This is a genomic window from Streptomyces sp. NPDC001381, assembly GCF_042895685.1.
Taxonomy (GTDB): domain Bacteria; phylum Actinomycetota; class Actinomycetes; order Streptomycetales; family Streptomycetaceae; genus Streptomyces.
In genome coordinates, this window is the sequence record NZ_JBIAWO010000012.1 from 150728 (window position 1) to 163730 (window position 13003).

12 protein-coding genes are annotated in these 13003 nt (G+C 71.5%); 9 read left to right on the forward strand and 3 right to left on the reverse strand.

The window, feature by feature from the left end; translation table 11 throughout:
* Nucleotides 1-7: 7 nt before the first annotated feature.
* Nucleotides 8-472: a DUF3093 domain-containing protein gene (locus ACFY2L_RS34575; protein ID WP_390661850.1), complete on the reverse strand. Its 465-nt coding sequence runs from the start codon at nt 470-472 to the stop codon at nt 8-10.
* A 58-nt stretch (nt 473-530) separates the two neighbouring features.
* Between ACFY2L_RS34575 and ACFY2L_RS34580 the strand changes: the two genes are divergently transcribed.
* The 7 genes from ACFY2L_RS34580 (at nt 531) to ACFY2L_RS34610 (ending at nt 7442) form a co-directional block, all read left to right on the forward strand.
* On the forward strand, nt 531-1115 hold the full coding sequence (locus ACFY2L_RS34580; protein ID WP_390661849.1) for a PaaI family thioesterase: 585 nt from the start codon (nt 531-533) through the stop codon (nt 1113-1115).
* Nucleotides 1112-1654 (forward strand): dUTP diphosphatase, encoded by a 543-nt coding sequence (gene dut, locus ACFY2L_RS34585; RefSeq protein WP_390661848.1) that lies wholly within the window; start codon nt 1112-1114, stop codon nt 1652-1654. Before ACFY2L_RS34580 ends, dut begins: the two co-directional genes overlap by 4 nt.
* A 1-nt stretch (nt 1655) precedes the next feature.
* Entirely contained in the window at nt 1656-2420 is a 765-nt protein-coding gene (locus tag ACFY2L_RS34590; RefSeq protein WP_390661847.1) for a DUF3710 domain-containing protein, read from the forward strand.
* 427 nt (nt 2421-2847) lie between these two features.
* Nucleotides 2848-5496 (forward strand): ATP-binding protein, encoded by a 2649-nt coding sequence (locus tag ACFY2L_RS34595; protein ID WP_390824305.1) that lies wholly within the window; start codon nt 2848-2850, stop codon nt 5494-5496.
* Nucleotides 5490-6206 carry a response regulator gene (locus ACFY2L_RS34600; RefSeq protein WP_390824306.1) on the forward strand — a complete coding sequence of 239 codons (717 nt, stop codon included), beginning with the start codon at nt 5490-5492 and terminating at the stop codon, nt 6204-6206. Before ACFY2L_RS34595 ends, ACFY2L_RS34600 begins: the two co-directional genes overlap by 7 nt.
* 75 nt (nt 6207-6281) lie before the next feature.
* Nucleotides 6282-6680: an OB-fold nucleic acid binding domain-containing protein gene (locus ACFY2L_RS34605; protein WP_390661844.1), complete on the forward strand. Its 399-nt coding sequence runs from the start codon at nt 6282-6284 to the stop codon at nt 6678-6680.
* A gap of 3 nt (nt 6681-6683) precedes the next feature.
* Nucleotides 6684-7442: a DUF3159 domain-containing protein gene (locus tag ACFY2L_RS34610; protein ID WP_390661843.1), complete on the forward strand. Its 759-nt coding sequence runs from the start codon at nt 6684-6686 to the stop codon at nt 7440-7442.
* Between the two features lie 200 nt (nt 7443-7642).
* Here ACFY2L_RS34610 and ACFY2L_RS34615 read toward each other — a convergent pair whose 3' ends face one another.
* Together ACFY2L_RS34615 and ACFY2L_RS34620 are read right to left on the reverse strand one after the other, a co-directional pair.
* Nucleotides 7643-8320, reverse strand: coding sequence for a potassium channel family protein (locus ACFY2L_RS34615; RefSeq protein WP_390661842.1), 678 nt, complete (start codon nt 8318-8320; stop codon nt 7643-7645).
* Entirely contained in the window at nt 8320-8988 is a 669-nt protein-coding gene (locus ACFY2L_RS34620) for a potassium channel family protein (RefSeq protein WP_390661841.1), read from the reverse strand. Before ACFY2L_RS34620 ends, ACFY2L_RS34615 begins: the two co-directional genes overlap by 1 nt.
* A 414-nt stretch (nt 8989-9402) precedes the next feature.
* Here ACFY2L_RS34620 and ACFY2L_RS34625 point away from each other — a divergent pair, with 414 nt between their 5' ends.
* Entirely contained in the window at nt 9403-11529 is a 2127-nt protein-coding gene (locus tag ACFY2L_RS34625) for an APC family permease (RefSeq protein ID WP_390824307.1), read from the forward strand.
* Nucleotides 11530-11627: 98 nt separating this feature from the next.
* Nucleotides 11628-12959 (forward strand): class I SAM-dependent RNA methyltransferase, encoded by a 1332-nt coding sequence (locus tag ACFY2L_RS34630; protein ID WP_390824308.1) that lies wholly within the window; start codon nt 11628-11630, stop codon nt 12957-12959.
* Nucleotides 12960-13003: the final 44 nt, after the last annotated feature.

The following is a 13003-nucleotide window of genomic DNA, read 5'->3' on the forward strand; positions in this document are numbered from 1 at the left end:
TCCCCGCCTACGCCGCGGCCTCCCGCGCCGCCCGCAGCGCCTGCGCCAGCCGCTCCGGCTCCCGCGTCGACAGATACAGATACGGCGTGGGATCGGCCGGGTCGGTGACCTGCACCTTCAGCGCGGTGGGGATGTAGGCGCGCAGCAGCAGGAACGCGCGGGTGTCGGCCTTGTACGTGCGCCAGGCGCGTGCCTCCTCCGGGTCCAGGATCTCCGCCTCGCCCAGGGCCGCGACCGGGATCTTCGCCTCGCCGGCGATCAGCGAGTCGCCCACGACGCGGATCCGCACGGAGCCGTACGAGCTGGCGACGACCGCCGCGGCCGCGGTGCCGCCGACCAGGCCGCCGAGCAGCGGCAGGGTGCCGAAGGGCAGCAGGATCAGGGCGAAGGAGACGCCTACGAGGAACGAGATCAGCCACCAGGTGCGGGGGGCGGTGAGGCGTTCTTCGTAGGGGGTGGCGGAGAGCTGCATGCAGCCAAGCTTGGCATGGTGTCCGGTATTGGCCGACGCGCGGGTAAGGTCTGCGCCTGTGAGTGGTACTTCCGCAGCTCTTCAGCCTCCGGCCGACGCCGTGAAACCCGTCCGGCACCCCGACGCCCCCGTTCCCGGCGAGCTTCTCGGTGCCCACTACGAACACTGTTTCGGGTGCGGTGACGGTCAGGCGCACGGGCTGCACCTGGAGGCGCGGGCCGGCGAAGGGGTGAGCGTCACCGCCGAGTTCACCGTGCAGCCCGCCCACCAGGGGGCTCCGGGGCTCGCGCACGGCGGTGTCCTGGCCACCGCGCTCGACGAGACGCTGGGCTCGCTGAACTGGCTGCTGCGGACCATCGCGGTGACCGGACGGCTGGAGACCGACTTCGTACGGCCGGTGCCCGTCGGCACCACGCTCCACCTGGAGGCCGAGGTGACGGCGGTGGCCGGGCGGAAGATCTACTCGACCGCCACCGGACGCATCGGCGGCCCCGGCGGGCCCGTCGCCGTCCGCGCCGACGCGCTGTTCATCGAGGTCGAGGTGGCGCACTTCGTCAACCACGGCCGTACGGAGGAGATCCAGGCGGCCATGAGCGACCCCGACCAGATCCGGCGGGCCCGCGCCTTCGAGGTGAACCCGTGAGCCGCGCTCCCCTCGACGTCCTGATCCGGCGCGTCCACCCCGACGTACCGCTCCCTGCGTACGAGCACCCGGGGGACGCGGGGGCGGATCTGCGGACCACCGAGAGCTGTGAACTGGGGCCGGGGGAGCGGGCCGTACTGCCCACCGGGGTGGCCGTCGCGCTGCCCGAGGGGTACGCCGCCTTCGTGCACCCCCGGTCGGGGCTGGCCGCCCGGTGCGGCGTCGCCCTCGTGAATGCCCCAGGGACGGTTGATGCCGGGTACCGTGGGGAGATCAAGGTGATCGTGGTGAATCTCGACCCGCGCGAGTCCGTGCGGTTCGAGCGCTTCGACCGGATTGCCCAACTGGTCGTCCAGCAGGTCGAGAGGGTCCGCTTCCAGGAGGTCGCGGAGCTTCCCGAATCGGCACGGGCCGCGGGGGGCTTCGGGTCCACCGGCGGGCATGCCGCGGTGGGCGACGCAAGCGGTCAGGCCGCCATGGGCGGCAGTGTGGGTGGGTATCGATACGCTTCGGTCGTATCCGACCGGGAAGGACAGTGACGTGTTCGGACGTCGCAAGAAGAAGGGTGCCGCCGAGGACGCGGCCGGCGAGGCCGAGCAGGTCGTCGACAGTGTCGACACTGAGGCGGACGAAGAGGTAACGGGCGAGCGTGAGCGCGTCCGGCTCGAGCCCGAGCCGCGGCCCGACGGACCCTGGGACAGCTCCGAGGTCCGCGACCCGGCCGAGGGCCGGGTGGACCTGGGCGGTCTGTTCGTGCCGGGCGTCGACGGCATGGAGCTGCGCGTCGAGGTCGCGGGCGACGCGATCGTCGCGGCGACCGTCGTGCTGCGCGACAGCGCCATCCAGCTGCAGGCCTTCGCCGCGCCCAAGCGTGAGGGCATCTGGGCCGAGGTGCGCGAGGAGATCGGCTCCGGCATCACCCAGCAGGGCGGCATCATCGACGAGGTCGAGGGCCCGCTCGGCTGGGAGCTGCGGGCCCAGGTGCCGGTACAGCTGCCGGACGGCACGGGCGGCTTCCACGTCGTGCGGTTCGTCGGTGTGGACGGTCCCCGCTGGTTCCTGCGCGGGGTGATCTCCGGCCAGGGCGCGGTGCAGCCGCAGGCCGCCGGGCTGCTCGAGCAGATCTTCCGGGACACGGTCGTGGTCCGCGGCGAGGGCCCGATGGCGCCCCGCGACCCGATCGTCCTCAAGCTGCCGAACGACGCGCAGATGGTTCCCGAGGGCGTCCAGCAGGAGGAGGGCTCCCGCTTCTCCGGCGGCATGGGCCAGCTCCAGCGCGGACCGGAGATCACCGAGGTCCGCTGACCGTACGACCTGAGACGAGGGCCGGGTCCCGGCGGGGACGCGGCCCTTCGTCGTGCGCGGAAGACGACGGCGAGCAGGTACGCCGACCTGGACCTTCGCCGAGACCAGCCGGATCCAGGGCCACGACCTGCACGGCACCGATGTCGGCTACGACGCGCTGCACCACCGGCTGGGCGTGGCCATGACGAACACGCCCGCTGACCGAGCGCAACCGCCAAGCGTGAACCGATCCGGGGGGCTCGTCCGATGAAGCGGGTGAGGGGGGATGCCGATGTCCGGAGTGTGGTACGGAGGGCCGCGGGGCGGTCCCGTCGCGTCAGGGTTGCGTCAAAGGCGTCCCCCACCCCGCAGCTCGTCCGTTTTGCCGGAAACACTGGTCGTAGGGTCGACGCTGCGTACGCAGGAGTCACAGGAAGACAATGAGGCCATGGCGCGCGGCAAGCTTCGGATCCATCTCGGTGCGGCACCGGGCGTGGGCAAGACGTACGCCATGCTGTCCGAGGCCCACCGCCGGGTGGAACGCGGCACGGACTGCGTGGTGGCCTTCGTCGAGCACCACGATCGGCGGCGCACCGAGGTGCTGCTGCACGGCCTGGAGCTGGTCCCGCGCCGCGAGCTGGAACACCGGGGCGGTGTCTTCACCGAGATGGACGTGGACGCCGTGCTCGCCCGTCACCCACAGGTCGCCCTGGTGGACGAACTCGCGCACACCAACGTCCCCGGCTCGCGCAACGCCAAGCGCTGGCAGGACGTGGAGGAACTCCTCGCGGCCGGGATCGACGTGGTCTCGACCGTCAACATCCAGCACCTGGAGTCCCTCGGGGACGTGGTGGAGTCCATCACGGGGGTGCGGCAGCAGGAGACCGTGCCCGACGAGTTCGTGCGGCGGGCCGACCAGGTCGAGCTGGTGGACATGTCACCGGAGGCACTGCGGCGGCGGATGGCGCACGGGAACATCTACCGGCCGGACAAGGTCGACGCCGCCCTGTCGAACTACTTCCGGCCGGGCAACCTCACCGCGCTGCGGGAGCTGGCGCTGCTGTGGGTGGCCGACCGGGTCGACGAGTACCTGAAGCAGTACCGCAGCGAGCACCGGGTCTCGGCGATCTGGGGCTCGCGCGAGCGGATCGTCGTCGGACTGACCGGCGGTCCGGAGGGGCGCACCCTCATCCGGCGGGCGGCGCGGCTGGCGGAGAAGGGCGCCGGCGGCGAGGTGCTCGCCGTGTACATAGCGCGCAGCGACGGGCTCACCTCGGCCTCGCCCAGGGAGCTGGCCGTCCAGCGCACCCTCGTCGAGGATCTGGGCGGCACCTTCCACCATGTGGTCGGCGACGACATACCGGCCGCGCTGCTCGACTTCGCCCGGGGGGTGAACGCCACGCAGATCGTCCTCGGCTCCTCGCGCCGCAAGGCCTGGCAGTACGTCTTCGGGCCGGGCGTCGGCGCGACGGTCGCCCGGGATTCGGGGCCGGACCTCGACGTGCACATCGTCACCCACGAGGAGGCGGCCAGGGGACGGGGGCTCCCGGTGGCCCGGGGCGCCCGGCTCGGGCGCAGGCGGATCGTCCTGGGCTGGCTGGTCGGCGTGGCCGGACCGGCGCTCCTGGCGGTCCTGCTGAGCAGCGTCCACCTCGGCCTCGCCAACGACATGCTGCTGTTCCTGGCGGTGACCGTGGCGGCCGCGCTGGTGGGCGGACTGCTGCCGGCGCTGGCCTCGGCGGCTCTGGGCTCGCTGCTGCTGAACTACTTCTACACCCCGCCCCTGCACCGGTGGACGATCGCGGACCCGAAGAACATCGTCGCCATCGTGATCTTCGTCGGGGTGGGCGTGGCGGTGGCGTCGGTCGTGGACCTGGCGGCCCGGCGCACGCACCAGGCGGCCCGGCTGAGAGCAGAGTCGGAGATCCTGTCCTATCTCGCGGGCAGCGTGCTGCGCGGTGAGACCAGCCTGGAGGCGCTGCTGGAGCGGGTGCGGGAGACCTTCGGCATGGAGTCGGCGGCCCTGCTGGAGCGGGCGGACGACAGAGCGCCGTGGAGCTGCGCGGGCCATGTGGGCCTCGGGCGGCCGGTGCGGCGGCCGGACGAGGCGGACGTGGACGTGCCGGTCGGCGACCGCATGGCGCTGGCGCTCACCGGCCGGGTGCTGCCCGCCGAGGACCGGCGGGTGCTGGCGGCCTTCGCCGCGCAGGCCGTCGTCGTACTGGACCGGCGGCGCCTGCAGGAGGAGGCCGAGCAGGCCCGCGCGCTGGCCGAGGGCAACCGGATCCGCACGGCGCTGCTGGCCGCCGTCAGCCACGATCTGCGGACACCGCTGGCCGGGATCAAGGCGGCGGTCTCCAGCCTCAGGTCCGACGACGTGGCCTGGTCCGAGGAGGACCGGGCGGAGCTGCTCGCGGGCATCGAGGAGGGGGCCGACCGGCTCGACCACCTGGTGGGCAACCTGCTCGACATGTCCCGCCTCCAGACCGGCACGGTCACGCCGATCATCCGGGAGATCGACCTCGACGAGGTGGTGCCGAAGGCGCTCGGCGGGGTCCCCGACCCGGAGGAGAGCGTCGAGCTGGACATCCCGGAGACGCTGCCCATGGTCGCCGTCGATGCCGGGCTGCTGGAGCGGTCGGTGGCCAACCTGGTCGAGAACGCGGTCAAGTACAGCCCGGAGGGCGCGCCGGTGCTGGTCGCGGCGAGCGCGATGCCCGGCCGGGTCGAGGTGCGGGTCGTGGACCGGGGTCCGGGCGTGCCCGACGAGGCCAAGGAGCGGATCTTCGCGCCCTTCCAGCGGTACGGTGACGCGCCGCGCGGGGCGGGGGTGGGGCTCGGCCTCGCGGTCGCGCGGGGCTTCGCCGAGGCCATGGGCGGCACCCTCGACGCCGAGGACACGCCCGGCGGAGGCCTCACCATGGTCCTCACGCTCCGCGCGGCAGGACCCCTGCCGCAGCCGGCCGGCCAGCACGCCGCGGCGGCGACCGCGCCCCACGGAGTTCCGCCGGACGGACCGTCGGCGGACGGACCGTCGGCGGACGAACCGCCGGCGGACGGACATTCGCCAGACCCGGAAAGGCAGGCCGCATGGTGAGCCCCGCTGGGGGGACGCCCCAGACCGCCACGAGGGTGCTCGTGATCGACGACGAGCCGCAGATCGTGCGCGCCCTCGTGATCAACCTCAAGGCGCGCAGGTACGAGGTCGACGCCGCCCACGACGGTGCCACCGCCCTCGAGCTCGCCGCCACCCGGCACCCGGACGTGGTGGTCCTCGACCTGGGCCTGCCCGACATGGACGGCGTCGAGGTGATCAAGGGGCTGCGCGGCTGGACCCGGGTGCCGATCCTGGTGCTGTCCGCCCGGCACTCCTCGGACGAGAAGGTCGAGGCGCTCGACGCGGGCGCCGACGACTACGTCACCAAGCCCTTCGGCATGGACGAGCTGCTGGCCCGGCTGCGGGCCGCCGTGCGGCGGGCCGAGCCCGCCGGGGGCGGCGAGGACGACGTCCTGGTGGAGACCGACGCGTTCACGGTCGACCTCGCCGCGAAGAAGGTCCACCGGGCCGGGAAGGACGTCCGGCTGACCCCCACGGAGTGGCATCTGCTGGAGGTGCTGGTGCGCAACACGGGGCGCCTGGTCGGCCAGAGGCAGCTGCTGCAGGAGGTGTGGGGGCCGTCGTACGGGACGGAGACGAACTACCTGCGGGTGTACATGGCCCAGCTGAGACGGAAGCTGGAGGCGGACCCCTCGCACCCGAAGCACTTCATCACGGAGCCGGGAATGGGATACCGCTTCGAGAAGTGAGCCGGGACAGGGGGGCCGCACCGGCGCCCGGACCGTGGTTACGGGTGTGTCGGTGAGCCCCGGTACGCTTCAGATATGAGTGGTGTTCCGCGTTCCGAAAAGCCGGTGGGCCGGTTCCGGCGCATGCTCGACCGGCTCTCCTCGTCCCAGGAGGACCTGGAGTCGGAGGAGCTGCGGGAGGACGCCGAGACGGCCGGCTGTGTCCGCATCGGAGACTGCCAGGACCGCCAGATCGTCACGGTTACTGGTACCTTGCGCACGGTCACCCTGCGTCCGCGCGCCGGAGTCCCCGCCCTGGAGGCGGAGCTGTTCGACGGCAGCGCCGCGCTGGACGTGGTGTGGCTGGGCCGGCGCTCGATCGTGGGGATAGAACCGGGACGCAGGCTCATCGCATCGGGCCGGGTCTCCATGAGCCGGGGCCGCCGGGTGCTGTTCAACCCGAAGTACGAACTGAGACCCCTCGGTAGGGAGTAGCCGGTGACGTCGCTCGACAAGCCGACCGAAGACACTCAGCAGGACGACGCCCGGGCGTTGACCGAGGCCGCGCTCTTCGAGGCGTTCGGCGGGGTGCGGGGCATGGTCGAGACGGTGGTGCCCGGCCTGCTCTTCGTCACCATCTTCACGATCAACAAGGACCTGCACATGTCCGCGATCGCCGCGCTCGCGGTGTCGCTGGTCCTGGTCGTGGTCCGGCTGGCGATGAAGGACACGGTCAAGCACGCGTTCAGCGGGGTCTTCGGCGTCGCCTTCGGTGTCGTCTTCGCGATGATGACCGGCAACGCCAAGGACTTCTACCTTCCCGGCATGCTCTACACGCTGGGCCTGGCGCTGGCGTACATCATCACGACCCTGTGCGGGGTTCCGCTGATCGGCCTGATCCTGGGCCCGGTCTTCAAGGAGAACCTCTCCTGGCGCACCCGCAACCCGGGCCGCAAGACGGCGTACGCCAAGGCCAGCTGGGCATGGGGCCTGATCCTGCTCGCCAAGTGCGCGATCCTCTTCCCGCTGTACTGGTGGGCCGACACCACCCAGCTGGGCTGGGTCCTGGTCGCCCTGAAGATCCCGCCCTTCCTGCTCGCGGTGTGGCTGACCTGGGTCTTCCTCGCGAAGGCACCGGCGCCGATCGACGTGTTCGCCGAGATGGAGGCCGAGGAGAAGGCCGAGGAGGAGCGCAAGGCCGCACTGGCGGCGGAAGACGGCGAGTCCACGGGCGGACGGCACCGGCGAGGAGCGTAGCGGCGAGGGCGGCACCCCCGCCCGGCCGGCCGAAGCGCGGGGCCCGGAACCTCACGGGGTTCCGGGCCTTCGGCGTCCCGGGCAACGCGTCGTGATCGCCGAACGCGCTCCCGACCGCGTGGTCGGACGGCGGAGGGCGCCCCGGGCTTCCAGGGCGCCCTCCGCCGTGGTGCCGGCGCGGGAAGGTGGTCGCGCAGGGGCTACTTGCCGGTGTCCTCGCGGCGTACCGACAGCAGGTCCTCCAGTTGCTCCTCCCTGGCCTGGGCGGCGACGAAGAGGAGTTCGTCGCCCGGCTCCAGGGAGTCCTCGCGGGTGGGGGTGAGGACGCGGGTGCCGCGGATGATGGTGACCAGGGAGGTGTCCTCCGGCCACTCCACGTCGCCGACCTGGGTGCCGGCCAGGGCCGACTCCTCGGGAAGGGTCAGTTCGACGAGGTTGGCGTCGCCGTGGCTGAAGCGCAGCAGGCGGACCAGGTCGCCGACGCTCACCGCCTCCTCGACCAGGGCGGACATCAGCCGGGGAGTGGAGACGGCGACGTCGACACCCCAGGACTCGTTGAAGAGCCACTCGTTCTTGGGGTTGTTGACGCGGGCTACGACGCGCGGGACGCCGTACTCGGTCTTGGCCAGCAGCGAGACGACCAGGTTGACCTTGTCGTCGCCGGTGGCGGCGATGACGACGTTGCAGCGCTGCAGAGCCGCCTCGTCCAGGGAGGTGATCTCGCAGGCGTCGGCCAGCAGCCATTCCGCCTGCGGGACGCGCTCGACCGAGATGGCGGTCGGCGCCTTGTCGACGAGCAGGACCTCGTGGCCGTTCTCCAGCAGCTCGCCCGCGATCGAGCGGCCGACGGCGCCGGCTCCGGCAATGGCGACCCTCATCAGTGACCGCCTTCCTTCGGGCCCTCGGCGAACGACGCCTCGACCTTCTCCACCTCGTCGGTGCGCATCATCACGTGCACCAGATCGCCCTCCTGCAGCACGGTCTGCGAGGTGGGCAGGATCGCCTCGCCGAGGCGGGTCAGGAACGCCACGCGGACGCCCGTCTCCTCCTGCAGCTTGCTGATCTTGTGGCCGACCCAGGACGGGGCGGCGTGCACCTCGGCGAGCTGGACGCCGCCGGTGGGGTCGCGCCACAGGGGCTCGGCGCCCGAGGGCAGCAGCCGGCGCAGCATCTGGTCGGCCGTCCAGCGGACGGTGGCGACGGTGGGGATGCCCAGCCGCTGGTAGACCTCGGCGCGACGGGGATCGTAGATACGGGCGGCGACGTTCTCGATGCCGAACATCTCGCGGGCCACCCGGGCCGCGATGATGTTGGAGTTGTCACCGCTGGAGACGGCGGCGAAGGCGCCGGCCTCCTCGATGCCCGCCTCGCGCAGGGTGTCCTGGTCGAAGCCGACCCCGGTGACACGACGGCCGCCGAAACCGGAGCCCAGTCGTCGGAAGGCGGTGGGGTCCTGGTCGATCACGGCGACCGTGTGCCCCTGTTGCTCCAGGGTCTGGGCGAGAGCGGAACCCACTCTGCCGCAGCCCATGATGACGATGTGCACGACCGTCCTTCCGGAGTAAAGAAGTCAAGAAGTCAAATAGTTTTCTGGCCTGGCTCTGAACAGGGTCTCAGACCGTCGCCCAAGCTACACATGCGCGGTCCGTGCAGGGCACCCCCCGTGCGGGGATTGCGCGATCCGCGCCGGCTGATGCTCCAAAGACTGAGAAGGGCAAGGATTCCGAGGCCGACGAGGGTGCCGGCGGCGCCGATCAGCTCCGCGGTCGTGTGCATGGGGCCTCCGATGGGCGGCGGCGTACGGGGGTTGTCATATAGGCATGACGATCGGCGCGGCGTGCGGAATCCGCAGCCGACGCGTGGCTGATTTCACCCGTGAGGCAGATGCGGCACGACGGAACCCGGCTCACCCCGGGGGAGGGTGGGCGGCCCCCAGTTCGAAGGCTTACGATCCACTGTTGTGTCCAAACTGACCGACGTGCCCAAACGGATCCTGATCGGGCGCGCACTGCGCAGTGATCGGCTCGGAGAAACGCTCCTGCCGAAGCGCATCGCCCTACCCGTCTTCGCTTCCGACCCGCTGTCCTCCGTGGCCTACGCGCCCGGGGAGGTGCTGCTGGTCCTCTCCATCGCGGGTGTGTCGGCCTACCACTTCAGCCCGTGGATCGCGCTCGCGGTCGTCGTGCTGATGTTCACGGTGGTCGCCTCCTACCGTCAGAACGTCCACGCCTATCCCAGCGGCGGCGGCGACTACGAGGTGGCCACCACCAACCTCGGCCCCAAGGCCGGTCTGACCGTGGCCAGCGCACTGCTCGTCGACTACGTCCTCACCGTCGCCGTCTCCATCGCCTCCGGCATCGAGAACCTCGGCTCCGCCATCCCCTTCGTCGTCGAGCACAAGGTGACCTGCGCGGTCGCCGTCGTCGTCCTGCTGACGCTGATGAACCTGCGCGGCGTCAAGGAGTCCGGCAAGCTCTTCGCCATCCCGACCTACGTGTTCGTCGCGGGCGTCTTCATCATGATCGCGTGGGGCGCGTTCCGGGGACTGATCCTGGGCGACGAGATGCGGGCGCCGACCGCCCAGTACACGATCAAGGCCGAGCACCAGGGCCTGGCCGGCTTCGCACTGGTGTTCCTCATGCTGCGCGCCTTCTCCTCCGGCTGTGCCGCGCTCACCGGTGTCGAGGCGATCTCCAACGGCGTCCCCGCCTTCCGCAAGCCCAAGTCGAAGAACGCGGCGACCACGCTGGCGGCGATGGGCCTGCTGGCCGTCACCATGTTCTGCGGGATCATCGTCCTGGCCCTGGTGACCGACGTCCGCATGGCCGAGAACCCGGCCGTCGACCTGCTGAAGAACGGGGCCGCGGTCGGCGCCGACTACGTCCAGAACCCGGTGATCACCCAGGTCGCCGAGGCCGTGTTCGGCAAGGGCAGCTTCCTGTTCATCGTGCTCGCGGCGGCCACCGCCCTGGTGCTGTTCCTCGCCGCCAACACCGCCTACAACGGCTTCCCGGTGCTCGGCTCGATCCTCGCCCAGGACCGCTACCTGCCCCGCCAGCTGCACACCCGGGGCGACCGGCTCGCGTTCTCGAACGGCATCGTGCTCCTGGCCGGCGCGGCCACCTTCCTGATCGTGATCTACGGCGCCGACTCCACGCGTCTGATCCAGCTGTACATCGTCGGCGTGTTCGTGTCCTTCACGCTCAGCCAGACCGGCATGGTCCGCCACTGGAACCGCCACCTGGCCACCGAGACCGACCCGGCCGCGCGCCGCCACATGGTCCGCTCCCGCGCGATCAACGCGTTCGGCGCCTTCTTCACCGGCCTGGTCCTGGTCGTCGTCCTCGTCACCAAGTTCACCCATGGCGCCTGGGTCGCCCTGCTCGGCATGGTGATCTTCTACGCGACGATGACGGCCATCCGTAAGCACTACGACCGGGTCGCCGAGGAGATCGCCGCCCCGGAGGGCCCGAGCGACGACAGCGTGCGGCCGTCCCGGGTCCACTCGGTCGTCCTGATCTCCAAGATCCACCGGCCGACGCTGCGGGCCCTCGCCTACGCCAAGCTGATGCGCTCCGACACCCTGGAGGCACTCACCGTCAACGTCGACCCGGCGGAGACGAAGGTGCTGCGCGAGGAGTGGGAGCGGCGCGGGATCGACGTACCGCTGAAGGTCCTCGACTCGCCGTACCGCGAGATCACGCGGCCGATCATCGAGTACGTCAAGGGCCTGCGCAAGGAGTCGCCGCGCGACGCCGTCTCGGTGATCATCCCGGAGTACGTGGTCGGTCACTGGTACGAGCACCTGCTGCACAACCAGAGCGCCCTGCGGCTGAAGGGCCGGCTTCTGTTCACGCCCGGTGTCATGGTGACGTCCGTCCCCTACCAGCTGGAGTCCTCCGAGGCGGCCCGGATGCGGGCCCGCAAGCGGCAGGAGTGGAACGCGCCGGGTTCGGTGCGGCGCGGTCCGGCGGAACAGGGGCGGCCGAAGGAGTCCTCGGGCGCCGGTGCCCCTCCCGCTCCGGGATCCCGGGGCTCGGCGGGCCCTTCGGGTTCCTCCGGCCCGTCGGGCTCCTCGGGCTCGTAGCGTCCACCGGCTGGTGGTGAACGGCCGGACGACAGCCACGTAGACTGGTGGGCTGTTGTCCGGCCGTTCCTCGTTCGACGTTGTGGAGTCACCCCGCCATGCAGGCAGAACCGAAGAAGACACTGGTGGGGAACGAGTACGAGGTGGAGATCGGCCCGGTCGCCCACGGCGGCCACTGCATCGCCCGTACCGACTCCGGCCAGGTGCTGTTCGTACGCCACGCGCTGCCCGGTGAGCGGGTCGTGGCGCGGGTGACGGAGGGCGAGGAGGGCGCGCGGTTCCTGCGGGCGGACGCGGTGCAGATCCTCACCGCGTCCAAGGACCGGGTCGAGGCTCCCTGCCCCTTCGCCGGCCCCGGCCGCTGCGGCGGCTGCGACTGGCAGCACGCCAAGCCGGGTGCCCAGCGCCGGCTCAAGGGCGAGGTGATCGCCGAGCAGCTCCAGCGGCTCGCCGGCCTCGCTCCGGAGGAGGCCGGCTGGGACGGCACCGTGATGCCGGCCGAGGGCGACAAGCTGCCCGCCGGGCAGGTGCCGCAGTGGCGGACACGCGTGCAGTACGCGGTGGACGCGGAGACCGGGCGGGCGGGGCTGCGCCGGCACCGCTCGCACGAGGTCGAGCCGGTGGACCACTGCATGATCGCGGCTGCCGGGGTCAGTGAACTGGGCGTCGAGAAGCGCGACTGGACCGGCATGGCGTCGATCGAGGCGATCGCGGCGACGGGCTCGCAGGACCGGCAGGTGATTCTGACGCCGCGTCCGGGCGCCCGGCTGCCCATCGTGGAACTCGACCGTCCGGTGTCCGTGATGAGGGTCGACGAGAAGGACGGGGGCGTGCACCGCGTCCACGGCCGCCCCTTCGTGCGCGAGCGCGCGGACGGACGTACGTACCGGGTCGGCAGCGGCGGCTTCTGGCAGGTCCACCCGAAGGCGGCCGACACGCTGGTGACGGCGGTGATGCAGGGACTGCTGCCGCGCAAGGGCGAGATGGCCCTCGACCTGTACTGCGGCGTCGGCCTGTTCGCGGGCGCGCTGGCCGACCGGCTCGGCGAGCAGGGCGCGGTCCTCGGCATCGAGTCCGGCAAGCGCGCGGTCGAGGACGCCCGGCACAACCTCGCGGGGTTCGACCGGGTGCGGATCGAACAGGGCAAGGTGGAGAGCGTGCTCCCGCGCACCGGGATCACCGAGGTCGACCTGATCGTCCTGGACCCGCCGCGGGCGGGAGCGGGGCGGAAGACGGTCGAACACCTGGCCTCGCTGGGCGCCCGGCGGATCGCCTACGTGGCCTGCGACCCGGCGGCCCTGGCCCGGGACCTGGGGTACTTCCGGGACGGGGGGTACCGGGTGCGGACCCTGCGGGCGTTCGATCTGTTTCCGATGACGCATCATGTGGAGTGCGTGGCGATCCTGGAGCCTGCCGACAAGGGCCGCTGACCCGCTGTTTCCTCTGGCCGAGCCGCAGGTCGATCCCTCTCCCC

What these genes read in the sequence shown, in the direction of transcription:
- ACFY2L_RS34630 (WP_390824308.1), top strand. Translation starts at nt 11,628, where the DNA reads ATGCAGGCAGAACCGAAGAAGACACTGGTGGGGAACGAGTACGAGGTG.
- ACFY2L_RS34605 (WP_390661844.1), top strand. Translation starts at nt 6,282, where the DNA reads ATGAGTGGTGTTCCGCGTTCCGAAAAGCCGGTGGGCCGGTTCCGGCGC.
- ACFY2L_RS34575 (WP_390661850.1), bottom strand. Translation starts at nt 472, where the DNA reads ATGCAGCTCTCCGCCACCCCCTACGAAGAACGCCTCACCGCCCCCCGC.
- ACFY2L_RS34615 (WP_390661842.1), bottom strand. Translation starts at nt 8,320, where the DNA reads ATGAGGGTCGCCATTGCCGGAGCCGGCGCCGTCGGCCGCTCGATCGCG.
- ACFY2L_RS34600 (WP_390824306.1), top strand. Translation starts at nt 5,490, where the DNA reads ATGGTGAGCCCCGCTGGGGGGACGCCCCAGACCGCCACGAGGGTGCTC.
- ACFY2L_RS34595 (WP_390824305.1), top strand. Translation starts at nt 2,848, where the DNA reads ATGGCGCGCGGCAAGCTTCGGATCCATCTCGGTGCGGCACCGGGCGTG.